Source organism: Tissierella praeacuta DSM 18095 (assembly GCF_900128955.1).
Taxonomy (GTDB): domain Bacteria; phylum Bacillota; class Clostridia; order Tissierellales; family Tissierellaceae; genus Tissierella; species Tissierella praeacuta.
This window is the reverse complement of the sequence record NZ_FQTY01000017.1, coordinates 19,054-39,831: the sequence shown is the minus strand read 5'-3', so window position 1 is coordinate 39,831 and position 20,778 is coordinate 19,054. Positions and strand designations below refer to the sequence as shown.

The 20,778-nt window shown below is 30.7% G+C and carries 19 protein-coding genes; all 19 read right to left on the bottom strand.

The genetic code is table 11. The features are described from left to right. The 19 genes from bioD to BUB33_RS12905 all read right to left on the bottom strand — a co-directional run bounded on the left by bioD (nucleotide 1) and on the right by BUB33_RS12905 (nucleotide 20,775). Nucleotides 1-693 carry a dethiobiotin synthase gene (gene bioD, locus BUB33_RS12995; protein WP_072977128.1) on the bottom strand — a complete coding sequence of 231 codons (693 nt, stop codon included), beginning with the start codon at nucleotides 691-693 and terminating at the stop codon, nucleotides 1-3. After that, entirely contained in the window at nucleotides 686-1,657 is a 972-nt protein-coding gene (gene bioB, locus BUB33_RS12990; protein WP_072977125.1) for a biotin synthase BioB, read from the bottom strand. The genes bioD and bioB overlap by 8 nt, the downstream gene beginning before the upstream one ends. Next, a complete protein-coding gene (locus BUB33_RS12985; protein WP_072977122.1) occupies nucleotides 1,635-2,225 on the bottom strand; it encodes a biotin transporter BioY in 591 nt (196 codons plus the stop codon). The genes bioB and BUB33_RS12985 overlap by 23 nt, the downstream gene beginning before the upstream one ends. A gap of 253 nt (nucleotides 2,226-2,478) precedes the next feature. Then, the gene (locus tag BUB33_RS12980; RefSeq protein WP_072977119.1) at nucleotides 2,479-4,422 is read right to left on the bottom strand and encodes a vWA domain-containing protein; all 1,944 of its coding nucleotides are present in this window, start codon (nucleotides 4,420-4,422) and stop codon (nucleotides 2,479-2,481) included. A gap of 14 nt (nucleotides 4,423-4,436) precedes the next feature. Beyond that, nucleotides 4,437-5,666 carry a hypothetical protein gene (locus BUB33_RS12975; protein WP_072977117.1) on the bottom strand — a complete coding sequence of 410 codons (1,230 nt, stop codon included), beginning with the start codon at nucleotides 5,664-5,666 and terminating at the stop codon, nucleotides 4,437-4,439. Next, entirely contained in the window at nucleotides 5,663-7,774 is a 2,112-nt protein-coding gene (locus tag BUB33_RS12970) for a P-loop NTPase family protein (protein ID WP_072977114.1), read from the bottom strand. Before BUB33_RS12970 ends, BUB33_RS12975 begins: the two co-directional genes overlap by 4 nt. A 111-nt stretch (nucleotides 7,775-7,885) precedes the next feature. Further along, entirely contained in the window at nucleotides 7,886-9,679 is a 1,794-nt protein-coding gene (locus tag BUB33_RS12965; RefSeq protein ID WP_072977111.1) for an oleate hydratase, read from the bottom strand. A 286-nt stretch (nucleotides 9,680-9,965) separates the two neighbouring features. Next, nucleotides 9,966-10,544: a TetR/AcrR family transcriptional regulator gene (locus tag BUB33_RS12960; RefSeq protein ID WP_072977109.1), complete on the bottom strand. Its 579-nt coding sequence runs from the start codon at nucleotides 10,542-10,544 to the stop codon at nucleotides 9,966-9,968. A 64-nt stretch (nucleotides 10,545-10,608) separates the two neighbouring features. Then, nucleotides 10,609-11,121, bottom strand: a complete 513-nt coding sequence (locus tag BUB33_RS12955; protein ID WP_072977106.1) for a hypothetical protein — start codon at nucleotides 11,119-11,121, stop codon at nucleotides 10,609-10,611. A 63-nt stretch (nucleotides 11,122-11,184) separates the two neighbouring features. Further along, the gene (locus BUB33_RS12950; protein WP_072977104.1) at nucleotides 11,185-11,394 is read right to left on the bottom strand and encodes a helix-turn-helix domain-containing protein; all 210 of its coding nucleotides are present in this window, start codon (nucleotides 11,392-11,394) and stop codon (nucleotides 11,185-11,187) included. Between the two features lie 9 nt (nucleotides 11,395-11,403). Beyond that, complete coding sequence (locus BUB33_RS12945) at nucleotides 11,404-11,880, bottom strand: DUF2975 domain-containing protein (RefSeq protein ID WP_072977101.1); 477 nt, start codon at nucleotides 11,878-11,880, stop codon at nucleotides 11,404-11,406. 477 nt (nucleotides 11,881-12,357) lie between these two features. Next, a complete protein-coding gene (locus BUB33_RS12940) occupies nucleotides 12,358-12,954 on the bottom strand; it encodes an ABC transporter ATP-binding protein (RefSeq protein WP_072977098.1) in 597 nt (198 codons plus the stop codon). Further along, nucleotides 12,951-13,796, bottom strand: coding sequence for an ATP-binding cassette domain-containing protein (locus BUB33_RS12935; protein ID WP_072977096.1), 846 nt, complete (start codon nucleotides 13,794-13,796; stop codon nucleotides 12,951-12,953). The genes BUB33_RS12940 and BUB33_RS12935 overlap by 4 nt, the downstream gene beginning before the upstream one ends. 10 nt (nucleotides 13,797-13,806) lie before the next feature. Next, nucleotides 13,807-14,667, bottom strand: coding sequence for an ABC transporter permease (locus BUB33_RS12930; protein WP_072977094.1), 861 nt, complete (start codon nucleotides 14,665-14,667; stop codon nucleotides 13,807-13,809). After that, nucleotides 14,657-15,709, bottom strand: coding sequence for an ABC transporter permease (locus BUB33_RS12925; protein WP_200778221.1), 1,053 nt, complete (start codon nucleotides 15,707-15,709; stop codon nucleotides 14,657-14,659). Before BUB33_RS12925 ends, BUB33_RS12930 begins: the two co-directional genes overlap by 11 nt. Further along, a complete protein-coding gene (locus BUB33_RS12920) occupies nucleotides 15,709-17,322 on the bottom strand; it encodes an ABC transporter substrate-binding protein (RefSeq protein ID WP_072977091.1) in 1,614 nt (537 codons plus the stop codon). Before BUB33_RS12920 ends, BUB33_RS12925 begins: the two co-directional genes overlap by 1 nt. A 198-nt stretch (nucleotides 17,323-17,520) precedes the next feature. Continuing rightward, complete coding sequence (locus BUB33_RS12915) at nucleotides 17,521-18,279, bottom strand: TIGR03943 family putative permease subunit (RefSeq protein ID WP_072977088.1); 759 nt, start codon at nucleotides 18,277-18,279, stop codon at nucleotides 17,521-17,523. A 2-nt stretch (nucleotides 18,280-18,281) separates the two neighbouring features. Further along, a complete protein-coding gene (locus BUB33_RS12910) occupies nucleotides 18,282-19,856 on the bottom strand; it encodes a permease (protein ID WP_072977086.1) in 1,575 nt (524 codons plus the stop codon). A gap of 4 nt (nucleotides 19,857-19,860) precedes the next feature. Further along, entirely contained in the window at nucleotides 19,861-20,775 is a 915-nt protein-coding gene (locus BUB33_RS12905) for a CobW family GTP-binding protein (protein ID WP_072977084.1), read from the bottom strand. Nucleotides 20,776-20,778: the final 3 nt, after the last annotated feature.

The window sequence follows — 20,778 nt, the reverse complement described above, 5'->3', positions numbered from 1 at the left end:
TTAGTTACCATCCTTTCCGTATAATCCTGCAAGCATATGAACATCAATATCTATATTAGAATCTCCATCTCTTATAAGTGCAATGACTGGTATATGAGTTATCTCTTCAATCATCTTAATATTATCATCCTCCATAATATCTCCATGATAACGATTAAGAATAATACCTTTTATTTGAATATTGTTATTTTCTAAGTACCTCACAGTAAGCACTGTGGAGTTAATGGTACCAAGTCCAGCCTCTGCTACTATAAGTACGGAAAGTTTTAGCTCTTTAATAATATCCTCTAAGAAAATTTGGTGTTCACTATCATATCGAATAGGACAAATAATTCCACCACTACCTTCCACAGTAATATAATCATACCTTGAACATTGCTTTTTATAATCAGTCACTATTTTTTTTAATATGACAGGATTACCTTCTAACTTTGCAGCTAAATGTGGAGAAACTGAAGTTTCGTAAACATAAGAAACCATATCAACGCAGTCACAATTAAGATTTGCTATGGTTTTCACATAGTAAGCATCTCCTATATAAAGTTCATTTTTTGTCATCTCAGCACCACTGAGTACAGATTTATAATAACCAGCATTATACCCTGCTTCACGTAATTTTTTTACAATCAAAGCTGTTACATAAGTTTTGCCTATATCTGTTCCTGTTGCTGTAACGAATATCCCTCTACTCATTTCTTAAAACCACCTTATATCTAAGGTCATCAATCATTTTCATATCATCTTCGATAGAGATACCTGACGTAGTAAGCATATCTCCTGAAATAGCAGCATTTGCACCTGAAAGAAAGCATTTCATTCCTTTATCTGGTAAAAGCCCTCTCCCTCCAGCCAAACGAATAAAAGCTTTTGGTAAAATAAAACGGAAAATTGCAACTATCCTGCACATTTCCTCATTAGTTAGAAGTTTATTGCTTTCATAAGGCGTACCGGGGATGGGATTTAACATATTAATTGGTATAGAATTAATTCCAAGATCTCGAAGTGTTAATGCCATATCTATTCTATCCTCCATATTCTCACCAAGTCCCACGATTCCACCACTACATACACTAAGCCCTGACCTTTGAGCAGCATTAATTGCTAATATTTTATCATCGTATGTATGAGTGGTACATATCTTTGGAAAATAATTTCGAGATGTCTCTAAGTTATTATGTATCCTATCTACTCCAACGGATTTTAATTTTTCAAACTGCTTCTCATTTAATAATCCAAAGGAAACACATACTGAAATATTTGTCTGTTCCTTTATTACTTTTATACTTTCACAAACTTTATCAACTTCATTATCTTGAAGTCTTTTTCCAGAGGTTACAATAGAATAACGTAATACTCCACGTTCCTCATTATATTTTGCTTGTTCAACAAGCTCATTTGTATCAAGCAATGGATATTGGTCAACTTTAGTTTTATATAAGACTGATTGAGCACAGTATTTGCAATTTTCAGAACACCTTCCGCTTTTTCCGTTTATTATGGTACAAATGTCAAAATTATCACCACAAAAAAACTCTCTAATCTCATTTGCAGCTATACATAGTTCTTTTAAAGGTGCAGTAATCAAATTAAGAGCCTGATTTTTTTTAATTAACTTACCTACTAAAATATCGTTTTTAATAGTTTGTATTATTGTCATTTGCAAATCCCCCCCGTATTTTATTTAGAATTGGAAGTAATCGTTTTGCTAAAATAACACCTAATATGCAAAGAGTAATATCTCCTGGTACTGCTAGAATAAAACAATATAAAATTAAGGGGCACAGTGCAATGGGGGTGTTAATAACGTAATTACAAATAATATAATAATAGCTCATTCCACATAAATAAACTATTATAAGTCCAATAAAACTTGCAGCAAATAATCTTTTGTAGGATGGAACTGATACTTTATTTGCAATAGTACCTGTAAAAAAACTTCCAATACAAAATCCTATGATATAACCAAAGCTTGGTTTTAACACATATGCAGGTCCACCTCCTTCTGTAAAAACAGGGAAACCAATTAATCCCAATATAATATAGACCAAAACACTGACTGCTCCCAGTTTCCCTCCAAGTAAAAGTCCTGCTAACATAGTAAATAAAAATTGCAGGGTAAAGGGTAAAACTGGAATTGGTATTTTTATAAATGTTCCTATAATAATAAGTGTTACAAATAAAGCACAAATAATCATATTCTGTACCGAAATTTTATTTTTTTTCATAACCTACTCCTTAAATTTTAATATACTTTTAATGGAAAGAGAAAATTAAACACTATTTATCTTAATTTAGTATAAAATACCATAAACAAAAACCATTGTCAACTAATTAATTATTTTTAGTTGACAATGGTTTTTGTTTATAATCATATGAATTAAATCCATCTCAAATCATTATATACTACCCCTACTAATCTCATATAACTTTAACTTTATTTGTTTTAAAATATGGTAGTTTCATTTTACATTTATTTAACTAATTACTAAAAATAGATTGCATATTTTCTCCTACTGCCCTTAGCAATTCTTTTGGTAGTTTTTCTACTTGTTCACCAATTGTTACTCCATGTGGTTCTTTGTATCCCTCATTCCATACAAAGTTAAAGACTTTTTCATTTGCTATGCTATTTTTCCCTATTTGAAACGCATATATTTGGACATGTTTAGATAATAACTCCTGTACAACTTCCTTTGCTAATCCTGGAAAACTTGAGGCACCATCTGTGATTTCAAAAATTATCTTTACTTGTTTTCCATTTTTAAGTTCACTTTCCTGTATAGACGTAATCCTATTGGATATTTCTCTAAGACAACTTGCATCGTCAGTTGCTCCATCTGCTGCATTTAGCTTTACGATTGAGCGAATTATATCGCTTTTTTCTTTTTCCTTCACATTTTTATTATTAAATTCTTTGACATTGTAATAATTACTGCCAAAAAACCAAGTTTCACTTAAAACTTCTACTTTTTGATTCAATTGTTCTGCATTACTTCTCAAGTATTGATTAAAATCATCTATTGATAGCAAAGTCACAGCCAAAGCTTTTCTTGCAGCCTCAATTTTTGACTCATTCATTGATCCTGAATTATCTATAACAAAAGAAATTTCTATTCTTTCAGGTAATATATCTGTCTGAGGCTCTAACAAATATCTATTAAAGATTGGAAGATTTTTGTAATTTCCCTTTTTTTCAGCTTCTACAAACTCTGGATAAAATTTAATAAAGCTATCTATATCTAATTTTCCCTTTATCTGACCATCCTTTTTTACACTTATTTCTTTTTTTGCATATCCTATTAACTTCTTCCAAAATTGACGCATTTGTTCTCTTTCAGATTTCATTTTATTTGAATAAAACTGAAACAATTGTTGTTCCCCTTGGCTAATCCCATAATATTCTAAATCTATATTCCCTTGGATAATGTTTTGTACACTAATACTTATTTGATCTTGCTTATCCAGCATTTCTTCTAGAATCTTTCTCTCTTCTTCCTGAGTAGTTTCTAGGAAATCTGGTATTTCATCTGCATTAGACTCTTCAAAAATATTTTCACTTCCTTTAATCTTTTCTTTTTCTTGTCCTTTTGATTTATAAAATACCATCTCGTCTATTTCTTCCTTCCACAATTTCTCAAAGGTTGGAAAAACAAAAGAACGAATGAGTAAATCTCTTTCTACAATTCCTTGCCCATTGTTTATTTGCCTAATTAATTGATAGTGAATAAAATCAAAAAAGGGTTGGTTGAAAATTTTCCTATCAAAGGGATTTTCAATATATCCATCTATTTTAGGCTCAATTTTATATAATTCAATAAATAAGAAACTATTTACAAAAGCCCTATGTCTAGGCATTTGAGAAATTGATTCAATTGTTTTACCTTTTTTTTTCATATATGAAATAATTTTTTCAAAATTTTCTTTATCTCTATATATGGGGCACATCTGCAAAACCCTTAGAAAAGATGTGTATTTATCCAATATATGAAGCAAATCAAGAATTTCTTTTTTTACATAATTAGAAATAATTTTAGATTGATATGCAGGGTCTTTCTCCAGTCCTTCTTTTTTTATCCTATCTAAAATATAGCCTGTCATGTGGTCAATTTCTTTCTGCCAATCTTCTTTTCTATTTAGATATTTTTTAGTTTGCTTTTTCCAATCAGAATATAAGGCTAACTCATAGTAGATATGCCACATTATTTGATTGTCATCTAGCTTTCTATCTAAAAAACTTTCCAAGGGTAAGTACAAAATTCCTTTGGAAGGGTCTAATAGAAATCTCTCTAATTTAGAGTCTGGAATATACATTAAACTAGAATCTCCAGTAAATGTAGCTAAGGAGCGTTGTTCCTTTTGCAAAAATATTTCCCAATGTTTTTTAGCTTCTTCAATTAGAGTTTGTTCATCTAAATCAAACATACTCATCCCTCCTATTAATACAGTGGCAGATTCCACAAATCTTTTGGTGTATTAATTCGTTCAATATTTAATAGATTTAGTTTACCTTCTATATCCATAAGTAAATATTTTGAAATATCTAATTTAAAGACATTTGTGAAAAAGACATCTTTAATTGTCACTTCTTCATTTAGATACCAATTTCCAAAATTCTCTTCAAATAAGTATATTATTCCATCCTCACTTAAAATTATGGATGTACCTTTTTTAGATTCAATGTCAAATAAATTGCCCTTTAAGTAATTCATTTCTGTTTTTATAACTTTTGAGTCTTCATGCAAAGAAAATATCTTGAGATGTCCTTTACCTCCTATAACTATAAGGGAATCTTTATTCCCCTTTTCATCCTCTAGACATCTAATTTGTTTTATTTCATCATTTGGAAAATCAAATTTTTCTTTAATAGTAAGTCTTCTATTCTCATATTTGATAAAATATAGTTTTCCTATCCTTGTTCCAACTACAAAATAATCATCTTGTATTTTTTCAAATGCTGTCCAATCTGGAATAGTTAAATATATATCTTTATGAAAAACCACTCCATATTTATCATTTTCTTTTATTATTTCAAACATAGTTAAGGTATCGTCTCCATTTTCCACTGCAAATAAACCATATCTAATTTCTAAGCATCTTCCAAATCCATTAAAGTCATAATCCTTTTGAATCCTTTTAACTCTAATTTGTTGATTAACATCTGGTATTTTATCAAAATTATCACTTGAAAGTAGATAACATCCCCCTATAACTCCTAAAAGCAAAATTTCTGTATCATTCAATCTATATATAAATGAAATTGTCTCTTTTATCTCTTTAATAGGGGGACTCCACTCTACTTCAAGTTGATTATAATTAGAGAAATCATCTGGAATATCTATATAAAAGAATTGAACTTTACTATCTACACTACTTATAATAAAAAGATTTTTATTAATTCTTAACATACTTTGTAAAAAACTATTAAAATTAAAACTTCCCAATTGTTTTATTGGATTTATTTCCATTGAAGTTTTCTTAATATTATTTGCATGAACTCGATAATAAGGAATTAAGTCAGTCAGTAACTTTTCTTCTATTAGTGAAAGTTTATCTAATTCTTCTTCAAAACCATCATCTAAAATTCCATTTTCTTTACATTCATCTAGTTTTTTTCTTAGTTCTTTTACTTGACCCTTAAAATATTCTCCATCCAAGTTCGTTTTCATTTTTCTCCTCCATTATCTTCTAGGTATTCAAGTAAATACTTTGAATGCTCTAAATGAGATAATCTTTGGTTTAATTCCTGATACTTTTTAGCATCAATCCTTGTTAAATTATCAATATCATCCTCAAAAATTTCTATTAGCTTTTCTGGCAAAGTTCTCCTCAGGGTTCCCTTCCCAAATATCAAATGAACTACATCTAAATAACTTAATATTTCTATTGCTGGACGAACATAGTGATATGGAACAGTACGAATTTCTTCATATGTTGTCGTTGCTTCTCCTACACCCTTTGTTTCAATTTTCCAACCTTCACTTATAGGAAAGAATCCAAAACGAACTGCTTGAGAAAGAATATAGTTTTGATCATCTGGATAAGTAATTGAACTAATAAAACCATCCCACAAAGCTTTACTCAAATCCTTTTCCTCTCCTAAATTCCAATTATCTAAAACATGTAAAATATTACGGATTGATAATACAGATTCTCTCAGCTCTGGTTCATCCATTCCAGAATCTTTTTGGATTTTATTGTCTTTCCATTTACCCATAAAAACATTCTGAATAACTCTACATAATTGGGAAAAACGAAACAATTCCTCTAAAGTTCTTTGGGAATCAGGAATATGAATAGTTCCATTTTTATCAGCTAATCTTATCATTATTATTCTAAAAAGTTCGTTTTTTTCTGGAAATTCTTGATCATTTAAGGAACCTGTTATCCTTTGGGGTACATAATTATATTCAATAGTTACAAAACGTGATTTGAAAGCTGGATTTAGTTCATTTGTTCCTTCATAGTTAATCATTTGAGTGGATAAATTTCCTGTGCCAATAAATCCAAATCCAGATTTAATCAAAACAGGTCCAACTCCTGTAATATAAGCTGTACTTCCTGCATGACGCTGCAAGATATCGTTCAAAGCAATTAAATTTTGCATAGCAATTGTATTCAACTCATCTACAATTACAGGTCTACCTTCCTTTACTGCAATTAAAATTTCTCTTTCTATTTTTTTAATTTCAGTACCAAAAGCACTATTACTTGCTACCAATAAATCAGAGAAACTTTTCCATATTTGAATCTTAAGCTGTAACTGTTCTTCATCAGTCATCTGCTCCAGTCTTTCTCTATGCTCATTCATCCACTCATAAAAATCTTCTATAATCATATTAAGATAATCAACAAAAGAACCTTCAGAAAAGCTATGTTTCAGAGATAAAGTTTTCTCTACAAACATATCTTCGTAAGTTAAATTATGTGAACCAGATATAAACAAGGGCTGTAAAGATTGTATTTCCTCTCTGCTTCCATTAATTAAAATATTTTTATAGTACAGTTTTCTTTCTTTATTAAATTCTCCAAATTTTTCAATGGCATCTTTTTCTGTAGCATCTGGATTAGCAGAAAACCACTTCTCCATTTTATATTCTAATTCTCTTTGTATCTTATTTTGAATAGTAAAATCTAAGGCTGCTTCAGTTGCTAGTTGAGTTTTTCCACTTCCTAAATGTCCTACAATATATACAGGAATTCCTAATTTCAAAGAATCCACTACTTTTTGTTTTGCTTTAACTACATAGGGAACAGTTACCAAACGCTGCTGATGTTGGCTTTCTATATCCCTTATTAATTGACGTTTATAGTAAAACTCCCATGCTTCTGGAGAATTTTCTAAAATCAACTCTAACTCTTTTTCCAATTTTTCTATACAATCAACCCGATATCTTGTAGCTGAGTTACTGCCATAATGACCATAATTATTGCTTTCTCTATTGACTCTCCTTTCCCAACTAAGAAAAAATCTTTCATATTCAATTGAATTTTCAATCTCCTCTATCTTTTTCCCCTTATTTTCTATTTCTTCTTCTATATAAAGTTTATATTTTTCATAGTAAATATTATTATCTTTAGAGCTAAAAAGAATTTTATCATCTATTTTTTCAAATCTTCTAAAAGCCTTAAAAAATTCTCCTTGCTCATTTATTTTTTTATTATTCTCATATTCAAATGTTTTTAAGGATTTTTTTCGCAAATCATATTCATACCAACTTTGCATTTCTTCTATAGTAGGAATATAAACTTTCTTAAGATTTTTTTGTTCTTTCACATGGTTACCTCCTTTGTGTAATATTTTTATGAATAATAAATATAAATAAATTAAAATCCCGATTTTTTTGAAATTCGGGATCTCAATTTATTTAGTTACATCTAAATCTCATTAAATAATTCCATATTCTCTCAATAATTCTTCAATATCTGTTCCTGCTATTTGTTTTAAGATTTTACGTTTAGCTAGGGGGGATAAGTTGATTTCTGGCTTTTCTCCATCTAATAAACATTTTCCTGCATTTAATAAATAGCGAATGTCATATCTTGAAGCATATACTTCAGGAACTCCTTTTTCAACTCCAGTTAAAACATATACTGCTTCCATAGCTGTACGTCCTGAGTATTCTATAGTAAATACTGTATCACGTCCTGGATCATCTAATGTTTCAGCAAATTGTCCAAGAAAAGCAAAGTTCACTGCATTTTTTGGTACAACATATGGACGATCTCCAAATTCACGAACCATAAATTGGGAAGTAATAAACGGCATCATAACTGGAACTGCAGTACATGAGCCTGCTAATTCTTCTATTTCCTGTATAGGAACTCCTATATGATATAACCATTCTTTTGTAATTTCCTTACCTGTACAATCTCTCATAGGTTTTTTAATGTAATCCCCAGGAATATCAGAGAACAAACCATATACCCAAACAACAACATCTTTTTCAGGTTGACCATAATATTGTTCTTGACGGTTTATAGTCCAACTCATTAGCCATGAAGAATCAAGAGCTGTAACTATACCACCTGTTACTGTTTTTCCCCCGTATGGTGAACGTTTTGTAATCTTTTCAATATACTTAGGAACACGCTCATCATGACAAGTTACTGTACAAGACTCCCAATTAGATTTTTCTGGATCAGTACAGAATTTATCTGGATTTCCAAATTCATCTGATTGAGCTGCTATATTTCTCCATAGCTTCCAACATCCTTCTGGCTCCTTATTAAATGGAGCAGGAGTATTATCATCACCATATCCAGAACCTTCAGTCATAGAACCATTAGTGATAAATACTAAATCCTTTTCTGTCAAATCAATAGAAATATCTTTTCCATTTCTATCTTTTGCTATTATTCTCTTTGCAACCTTCTTATCATCTGAAATTGAAAACTCAACATTATCCACAGTAACTCCATACTCAAATTTAACACCATGATCTTCCAAATATTTAACCATTGGTTTTACAAAAGAAGTATATTGATCATGTCGTGAAAATTGTAAAGCTGAAAGATCTGGCAACCCTCCAACATGATGAATAAATCTGTTCATATATAATTTCATTTCTAAAGCACTGTGCCAGTTCTCAAAAGCAAACATTGTTCTCCAATATGTCCAAAAGTCAGTATTTAAAAGTTCTTCAGAAAAAATATCTTCAATAGATTTATTTTGAAGTTCCTCATCTGAGATATTTACAAAAGCAGCTAATTCTTTTGCTAAATCTTGTCCTAAATTAAACTTTCCATTGTCATAACGTTCACCTTGGTTTTGAGTAATACGACAATTACTAAAGTTTGGATCATCATAATTTGTATAATAAAAATGATCTAAAACTGTCATATTAGGGTCCTCAGTAGAAGGTAATGAACTAAACAAACTCCATAAAACTTCAAAATGATGTCCCATTTCACGTCCGCCACGTGCTACATAACCTAAGTTTTGACGAACCTCCCCATCTAAAGATCCACCAGGGATTTCTAATTTCTCTAAAAAAGTAATCTTGCTACCATCCATATGAGCATCACGAATCAAGAAACAACCAGCAGCTAAAGCACCAATTCCAGTACCAATTAAATATGCACTTTTATCCTCAATTCCTTTAGGCTTTCTTGCATTGACTAAAGCATGATAACTCCCATTTGTAAGTGTAAGTCTATCGTCATATGTCTTTAATTTCATCTTATCTCCCTCTTTCTTAATTTTTAATAACTTCTAAAGATTTCTATTATATTTAGAGTTTTTCTATTCACTCTATTAATATGTCCATATGGTATAGTAAATAATAAATTCTTTAACTTTTTGAACATTTATTATTTATAAGGTTTGTATAAATCTATAATATAGTTTTTTTATATCTTTTTCATTAGATAAATAAGCTACAGTGTTCGAAATCTGAACACTGTAGCTTATTTATCTAATTTTTAGGCATGGAGATTAAAATGTCTAACAAAAATTAATTTTACTATTACTTTTCGTTAAATGTCATTAAATTAGCACTTCGCTTAAGAGATAATTCAATATTTCCATCAAATAATTTCCCGATTCGTCTTATGATAGTATCAGGATCTTCTTTCATTCCAGAAGCAATCCAGCGTAATACCATTTCAGTTAAAGCACATTGATAAAAAGAAGCAATTAACTCTCTATCTCCTGAATAAGCAGAGATACCGTCGCTTACCTTTTCAACATACCGACTCATAACATTTCCTGATACATTATATATATAGTTTACTAATTCTTCTCTCTGCATAGAATTATATACATGATAAATGGCTGTTTTATTTTCCAAGGCAAATTTAGTAGCTACAATAAAACTCTCTTCCCATGACATTGTGTCATTATATTCATCAATAACTGTCTGAAGTTCTGCTTGAAAGATTTCTGCTAAAAGTGCATATATATCTGTATAATAATAGTAAAAAGTATTTCTATTTATTTCGCATGCTAGAGCAATATCCTTGACTGTAATTTTATTAAGTGGACGTTCATTCAGCATCTTTATAAATACCTCACGAATTATTTTTCTGGTATATTGCTGTGCCAAATTTCCACCTCCTTAAATTTTTTTATATAAATAGTGATATTTTGTGCATGGTTTCTATATTGTATCAACTATCGAATTTAATATAATAGAAAATATTATTATCTGAATCTATTATTCCCAAACTAAAATTTTCCGAATGCCTATTACCATCTAATAGTCCTTCTCCTTTAGTATATTCTTTTTCATTTCCCCATCTATCTAAAAATAGCCAATAACCAGTTTCTATATTCTCCATATTTAAATCCTTAGCTAGTTCATAACTATAATTTATATTATCTTTCCTTCCACCATATAATCTTAATTTTATATCTTTTGACATAGGCATTTTATTCCATTTAACTTTAGATTTATCTAATATATATTGTATATTATTTTGTGTAATTTTTGCCTTAGCTAATGTTACACCGTCACCATGAAATCCGCCATGGCTATCTTCATATTGAAACTCTAAATTATTAGGAACCTTAATTCCTAAATCCTTAGATATACTACTATTAATCTTAGTACTGTGTCTATAAAAAAAAGTAATTGATAACAATATTATTATAAGAATAATATTCTGCTTTTTATATTTCATATTTCCTCCTATCTTTAGATTGTTATTAATAATCCAATATAATTACCATCATTCCTAATAATATTAATTTTCTTCTAAATACTCTAATATATCACCTGGCTGACAATCCAAAGCCTGACATATTCCTGCTAATGTTGAAAACCTTATGGCTTTTGCCTTTCCATTTTTAAGTATAGATATATTTGATATAGTAATTCCAACTTTTTCTGATAATTCAGTTACACTCATTCCTCTCTTTGCTAACATAATATCTATATTGACTTTTATACCCATATTATCACCCTATATTGTAAGTTCATTTTCAGTTTTTATTTCTACAGCTTTTAACAATAACTCTTTTAATATTTCTATAAAAACATATATTATAAATGCAGCAAACATAATTAATAATCCTAATAAAACTATTCCAGGCTGCATTGCCTCATTAACATATAAATAGATTATTCCTATAAAATACAAAATAATTTCAGCAATAGAACATTTAGAAATAATTCCTAAACTTTGTATAGAATTCATTGTAAATGTTTTATCTTTTTCTATTAACTTTAAAAGTTTAAATACATGAAATACTGCTATAAAAAATGGAATTCCCGTAAAATATATTCCCAATAGCAATGGCAATTTCATATAATAAAATTCTGGTGCTATTTCTTCAAAATAATTAGCTACATTAGGAAGCCAAAATATGCATAAGCACAATATAATTATTGAAATTAAAATTACAGACATTCTAAGAATATTTACCTTCCAAGATTTCATATTAGTATCTTCCCCTTTCTTTGTTATGTTTTTATTATAATTCTATTATATCCCTTTTTTATTATAATTCAATAATTTATTATTGTTATTCAATAAATAATTATTGTTTAACAATTAATACCTTAGAACTATAATTTCAATTTTTTAATTATATTCTAATATTAGAGCTTATAATCTTTATTAATTATAATGATTTATAAAGCATACAATAAGCTTATAATGAAGAATAAAACAAAAGGATTGAGTCTTATTCAATATAAAACTCAATCCTTTTCAGCTTAATATAATATACTAAAATTTTTGGAACTAATTTATTATAATAAAAAATAATATAGAATATGCTCATTTTGTGATTTTAAACCTTATCCACAATAATACTATTAAATTATGGCTTAATACTCTAGTAAAGGAAAATATCCTACAAAATCATCTATCAAAATATCTTCTATATTAGTTTTTTCAAAATATGAGAAATAGCTACAAGTAGACAATACGAGAACAAATGGCTTTTGCTAGGTTCTCATTATGAGTAATTGCTAAAATACCAATATTATTTTTTTTAGCAAAATCCAAAATAATATTCCATATTTGTGATTGAGTAATAACATCTAGCATAGTACTTATCTCGTCAGCAATGATAAATTTAGTCTGCGGTTTCAAAGCCCGCATAACACAAATTCTCTGCAATTCTCCTCCCGATAATTCATTAGGCCAACGATTGAGAAATTCATCTCGTATGCCCATTTCCGTCCTTAACAATTCATCATATCCCCCGGCTTCCTCTAATGTTTTTCCTAGTTTCCATTTAGGATTTACTGCAAGTTCTGGATGTTGAAAAATAAGCTGAACTGGAGAATAAGTATTTAAGGGAAGTATCTTTCCATCTAGTAGAATCTCTCCACTACTTTGTTTCTCTTGTCCTGCCATTATTTTCCCAAGTGTACTTTTCCCTCGTCCACTTGTACCAACTAAACCTACAACCTCACTGGAATTAACTGTTAATGAAATATCTTCTAATATCCATTCTTTACTACTTGGATACTTAAAGTAAATATTTTTAGCCTCTAATATCATACTTCACCTCCAGGCAGTATCTCATCCATGTCAATTAAATCTCCATAGTCTTTTCCACGTATAGAATTAAACCCATTTTGAGGCAGAGCATGCCATAATGCCTTACTATAAGGATGCTTTACATTATCAGCAGAGGCTTCAAATGCTTTAGCATCTACAATCTCCACTGAAACACCTTTATTAAATACAGCTATTCTATCTGCAATAATAAAAGCTAAATCAATATCATGTGTTATCATTAAAACACCACATCCATTATCTGCAAGACCCCGAAGTGTATTTAATGTTTCGTTTACAACAGATTTATGCAACCCAGGAGTTGGTTCGTCTGCGATAATTAAATCTGCCCCACTTGTTAATGCTGTACTAATAAGAACTCTTCTTGCCATACCGCCAGAAAGCTGAAAAGGAAACATACCCTCAATGCTGCTAGACAATTCAAATCTCTTAAGAATATCTTTTATAGAATTCTTTATCTTCTTCACAGGACTATCTATTTGCTTTCCAGTTTTCATTAAAGGATCAAGATAAGCAACAGATTGAGGAATTAGTGATATTTCTTTTCCTCTTATCTCTTCTTTTAGTTGCTCAGTTAACTCTTTCCCCTTAAATTTTATACTCCCTGTAGTATATGCATTGGTTGGAAGAATTCCCATAATTGAATGAGCCAATAAACTTTTACCTGAACCACTGGCTCCTACAATAGCCATGATTTCTCCAGGATAAAGGTCAAGAGTGAAGTTATGGATAACTTGTAAGTCTCTTTGATGCAGCCCATTTACATACTGTCTAAAATTTACTGTAAAATCCTTCACTTCTAGTAACGGAGTTCGCTTATTCACAATGTACCTCCTATTCATGTGCCTTATTTGGATTATACAAGGATTGAATATTTTCTCCCAAAATATCAAATAACCTAACAATTAACAATAAAGATAATCCAGGCATAAGAGCAGTCCACCATTGCCCTATACTTAAATAGTTCAATGATTCAGAAAGAATAACCCCAATTCCTGGTTGATGTGGAGATAATCCAAATCCTAAAAATGTTAAAGATGCTTCATGCAAAATAGCATGTGGAAACATTAGTATAAGTCCGACAAAAAATTGTGGAAATATATGAGGAATTATATGGTTTTTAGCTATATACCAATTACTCTTGCCAAAACCCTTTGAAGCAATTACGTACTGACTAGAGCGAATCTGTAATACTTCTGCACGTATAATACGAGAAATATACGTCCAATGAGTAAGAACAATCCCAATAATAATTCCCTTTGGCCCTTTACCAGCCACAAAAGAAATTAATAATAAAAAAATCAAATGTGGCATTCCCATAAAAACATCAGTAAGCCATCCCACAAAAGCATCCACTCTTTTTCCACAAACAGCAGATGCAACCCCCAATATAATTGCTATTATACCACTGGAAACAGATGCAATAATGCCAATTATAATACTGAGAGATAACCCCTTAATGGTTCGTACAAACATATCACGTCCAAACCAATCTGTTCCAAAAATATGCTCCTTAGAAGGTTTTAATCCTTTTTCTATAAAGTTAACAGGCATATGATCTTCTGTAATAAATTGTCCGCAAATCAAAATTATAGATAGAAGTATTATGCAAAAAAGGATATAAAAGATTGTTTTTTGACGCCTATTTAATCTGCTCTTTTTTAAAAAAAGGTTATCAGCACTGTTATTGTTCACGCATATATCCCTCCCTTATTCTAGGATCAACTACTGCATAGAGGATATTCGCTATGAAATTTCCTGCAAATACAAATATAGCAGAAAATAGACTAATTCCAACTAACAAAGGAAGATCACTTTTAATTCCAGCCTCAACAACTGCATTTCCTAAACCTGGATATGAAAAAATAGTTTCTGCTAAAGTGGAACCTCCAAATATTTCAGCCAAAGAACCAAACTGTAGTGTAATTGCGGGTAATAATATGTTTTTTAGACCATGTCGTCTAAAAAGCATCCATTTCTTTTCTCCTCTAGCCTTAGCAAAGAGAGCATAGTCACTATCCATGATATCTAAAACCTTTTGCCTTGTATGAAGTGCTATATTTGCAACACCAGTAACACTAAGAGTTAGTGCTGGTAAAATTAAATGATAAAGTTTATCCCATATACTAACATTGACGGAAGCTACTCCTATGGGAGAACTCAATCCAATAGGAAACCATCCTAAATTTACCGAAAAAACAACTAGTAATAAAATCCCTACCCAAAAAATTGGAGCTGATGCCAAAGTTAAACAATACATCTTAATTATTTTATCTATTAATTTTCCTTGATTCATTGCACTAATAATGCCTATGACAAATCCAAGAACACCAGATAATATCCATGAAGTAAACATTAATAGTAGTGATGCAAAAGCCTTTTCCATAATTATTGTTTTTACAGGTAAATTATAAACAATACTTTGTCCCATATTCCCATTTAAAAGTCCACGAATCCACTTGACATATCTTACACTAAAGCTATCATTGAGTCCCCAGTAATCTTTCAACCCTTCAATTTGTTCTTGTGGTAATGATCCCTGTTCCCCTCCTATATATGCACTAATAGGATCTATAGGTGAAAATCTCATCAGTATAAAACAAACTAAACTAATTGCTACTAATAACAATAGTAACTTTATAAAAACTTTACCAAGGAACTTTGTAATGTTCATCATTTTATTAGATGTTAGGGGTCTTAAAGAACTAGGTTGCAAATGATATGATGATTTCCCCATTACTTTTTCACCCAGTCTTTAATATTTTCAACAGTTATCCAATAAGCTCCTCTATGGGGTGCTGGACGAAAATCCCCAATATCTACACCATCTCTAATAAAGAAAGTATGATGGAATGCTACCATTGGAACAAATGGAGAATCACCTAATGAATTGACTCCATGCTTGCCATCCCACTGTGCCTTTTTCCATAACTCTAAGGCTTCTTGTTGGTTAGTTGTATTTATTGCTCTGTTTAAATAATCATCAGTGATTTCATTACCGTAGCTGGGAGAGTTTGTATTATAATTAGCAATACGATCAGAGCTAAAGTTTGTATATATTTCAAAGGGACTATCTGCACCTTTCCCAAAAAGATAAGCTTCACGATAAATGCCTTTTTCTAAAGCAATTTCATCCCAAGGTTTTGATACTAAGTCTATCTGAATACCAATTTTCCTTGCACTTTCTTGGGCTCCCAATACAACTGCTTGACGTTCTACTTCTCCTGGTGTATAAAGCAATGTAAATTGAGCTTTTACTCCTTCTTTTTCTACTATACCATCTCCATCTTTGTCTTCCCAGCCACCGTCTTTAAGAATCTGCTTAGCCGTTTCTATATCAGCATTCTTTATTATATTAGTTTCATTATCCCAAGGCATGTCAGGATTATGAGAGTAAACCGGTCTTGCAGCTCCATTTAAAGCATTTGTACAAATCCCCTCTCTGTCCATTCCATAAGACAAAGCTCTTCGAATGGCAACATCAGATGTTATATTATTTCCTATAGGCACTCCATCCATTTCATAGGTACCCCTCTTAACAGTAGGAAGACTTATTGAAACGATATCCATAGTTTCAATATTTCGTTTAGTATAACCGGGAATTTCTTGTGTGTTATAATCCATACTTACCCTTGCTATATCAATTTCACCGCGTCTAGCACCAGCAAAACTGGCGTCCAAATCCAAATATAAGAATGTGACTTTATCAATATTTGGTTTTTTTCCATAGTATAATGGATTTGCCTCAACAATAAGTTTTTCTCCTTTTTTCCATTCAACAAATTTATACGGTCCAGATCCTATTGGGTTTTGACCATAATTCTCACTATAGGCATGTTCAGGTATAATTGCAATCCTAGTTAATGTATATTCAAAAGTTGAATCTGCATGGTTTAAAATAAAATCAACTGTAGTATCATTTATTGCAATTACTTCTTTTACATTTGATAAATCTATATATGAAGTTGTTTCTCTAACCTTATTAAATGTAAAAACAACGTCACTTGCAGTGAGCTTTACTCCATCAGAACAAAATACGTCATCACGTAATTTAATAGTAAGTTTTTTGCCATCTTCCCTTAGAATTCTTTCAGTTGCCAAGTCATTTACTAAATTCATATCTTTATCAAAAACAATAAGTTTACTTTGAAACAGTGCTTCACCTAATCCAGGCCAATCAAAAGCTGGATCAAATCCTTTTGCTGGCTCTCCTTTAATAGATACTACTATTTCTTTATTAGGACTGGAATTATTTACAGTAGAATCATTAGTTTTTATAGCCTTAGAACAACCTAAAACATAAATAGCCAGTATTGTCGTCAATATAAACATAATAAATTTTCTTTTCATACAAAACCTCCTCTTTTAATCTATTATTCTGATTAAATTGTATTTAATTACATGATGTATCTTAAATTATACTTATCAGAATAGGTAAAGCAATAGGCTTGTATTAGATTTCATAATGTTTCATAAATATAAGATATTTATACTAACAGTTAAATATCTTCAACCTACGACTTATAATAAATGCAATATATAAATAACTTAATACGGATATACATAACCTTCTACTTCCTTTGCTGGTAAAATTCTAGTAACAATAATTTGTGGATCATCATAATCCATATATTTTCCTATTTGAATTACACCTTCAACAGTCACCCAAGATTTAGATTTTAATTCAGAGGCTTTATCATATTGACACAACATACCAAAAGGCGTCAAATCTGCAGCACAACATGCCATTGCTAACCGTGCAGGTACAAATTCATTGTCTGCCATAAATTCAGGATCTTTAAAAACAAATCCTGTTATAGAAATCTGATAGCCAACATACTCTTCCATATTAACAAATATCTCTGAAATCCACTGATAAAAATAATCATCTTCAACTGTTATTATCTTATTTTTTATGTCCAATCCTGGCAAATCAGTTGTATATTCATTTTGTGATAAGTCTGGTTGTATATTAGAAATATCAGAAAAAACATCCCCCCCAATATACTTATTAGATATATCTATGGTAGTAAGAGGGCTATGGGGAAGTAATAGAAATAAAATGGGGATTACCAATACAAAGCAATGAGCTGAACGTACTTTATATTGTGGATAAAACAGTCTATGTATCCCTGTACAAACCCATATTAGCATTACTATTGCTGTGAAATAAAGATATGGTTTCATTCTAGGTGTAACATAGGAAAGGTATTTCCCACTAGCTACTAAATGAAACATCAATCCAGCAAAAGCAGAATAACATAGACATTCTAAAAAAACCTGAGAATTAAATGCCTTAGTTTTCATATTTATATCTCTCCCAAACCAAAAAATAAAAAAATTATGGCAAAGCATACAATAAACGTAACAAATAATAATTTACCAATAAAACGATTTGAAAACCCTGAAGAGAGCATCATCACGTTTTTAATATCCATCATTGGTCCAAATACTAAAAATCCCATAATGGCACCCATTGGAAATTGCTTGGCAAAACTACGTGCCACAATAGCATCTGATGAGGAACATAAAGAAAGGAGAAATGCCATAACCATCATAATAATGATGGAAATTGCTAAACTTGCACCACTTTGAGCAGCTGTAAATATTTCTGTTCCTATTGTTTGAAAGATAGAAGAAATAAAAGTACCGATTATTAAGTATTTACCGACACTAAAAAATTCTGCTTGAGAATGGCGTAAAAACAAGTTGACTTTTCCCATGAAATTTGTTACTAATTCTGTTTCTTCATAGCAACCACAATTGCACATAAACCTACCAAGTGATCCGTCATTTAATATATTTCCTTTCGGCGTCCAGACTGCAAAAATAATTCCGATTAAAATGGCTCCTATAACTCCAAAGCATATACGTCCAATTACAATACTCAGGTTGCCGTTGAAAGCATAATAGGTGGACAATATTACTACTGGATTAATTACCGGTGTAGCAGTCATAAAGGTAACAGCTACTGGAATTGGAACTCCTTTTTTGACTAAGCTTCTAAAAATAGGTATAGAAGCACAGTCACAAACTGGAAGACAAAAGCCTCCTAATATTGCAACTAACATTCCCATTCCAAATGATTTTGGAAACCTCTGTTCAACTGCTTCCTTTGGAATGAAAACCTGAATTAGAGTTGAAAGCAATACGCCGATTAGAAGAAATGGAATAGCTTGAAGTATAACACCCAAAAATACGTTGATGATTGTATTAATAGGAATTTGAAATAATTCTAAAACCAGTCTGCCAGAAAAACTTAAACCTACAACTAATATTAACATTAAGAGAAATTCTTCAATAGGTTGACTCTTTTTACTAGAAAGCTCATTATATATTTTTTTATATTCGCTCATTTTATATATATCAGCATCTGAATTTATTCCGTTCATTAATCGTTGAACTCGGCGAAAGGCATTTTTTGAATGTACATTACGTACAACCACAAAATCACTATTTAAAATTTGCTCAGGCAATGGATTTCCTGTTCTCCCCAATAAACTCTCTATTTGTACTGCATCTGCAATATGTATTACTCTTTCAATTTTACATAGTCTATGTAATGAAGAATGTAAAAGTAAAGACTGCAACTGAGAAAATGGGGCAACGCCGTTCCACTCAATCCAAATTTCATCAAATTCATAGCTTTGTATACGGCTATGAATTTGATCAATTATATATTTCGGTTGTTGCTCAAGAAGTTTTTTAGGAAAAACAATACTATCACAATTATTATAACGACTATGAAAATCTTCTTCTCCAATTTCAAACTGGATTACAAGAATCTTGCTATGGTGCCAGTCGTATCTGTTCAGCAGATTATTTAAAAACATTGTTTTTCCAGCATCTAAAAAACCGGTTATAACATAAGCTGGTATTGTCATAACATCACTCCTCACTAAAAAGGTTGTGAAGTTCCTGCTGATTTAAATTCTGACCGATAATACAAAGCATCTCCCCACTAGTTGTGCAGTTTGTAATCCGTATATCTCCCGGAAGATACTGGACATTCACATACCCATTTGTGCTACGAAGAATGCCCTTAGCACGAAGTATAGTTCCCTTTGCATTTTTCTCCATATCCAATATACGTGCTTCCAAATCGTCTATGCTGAATATTTTCTTTGTATGTATGGTAACAGTGTCAAAAAACTCTTCCGCCCAATGGTTGTGTTCACAACCAAAATGATTATGGTGTACATTCTTTTTATGCTCATGTTCTGAATATAATATCTCAGTAGCTCCTATTTGATTCCATGGCTTTGAAAGAATAGTCGAATTTGGATTCAGACTTTTAATCAAATTATAAGCATCCCTTATCTTATCTGGAAAATTTTCAGTATGACTTAGCAAGACAACATCGGCATTTTCAATCTGATCTTCGAAAAATTCACCAAAGTTATGAAGATATACTTTACAACGTTTCACATCTACAATGGTAATCTTAGATTTAACTTTTGCAAGTTGCTGAATACGCTGATCTGAGCATGCCTTCACTATATCTGATAATTTCCCAACACCAGATGGCTCAATAATAATTTTATCTGGATGAAAGCGATCCAAAAGTTCTTTGACAGCTTTCACAAAATCACCAGAAAGGCTGCAACAAATACACCCAGCGTTAATCTCCTTCACTTCAATGCCACTAGATTTAAGTAGAGCAGCATCAATACTTATTTCACCAAAATCATTTTCAATAAGAACAACCTTGTCTTTCTGAAAAGATTCTTTAATTAATTTTTGAATCAGTGTAGTTTTTCCCGCTCCTAAAAAACCCGAAATTATATATATTTCTGTAGTCATTGA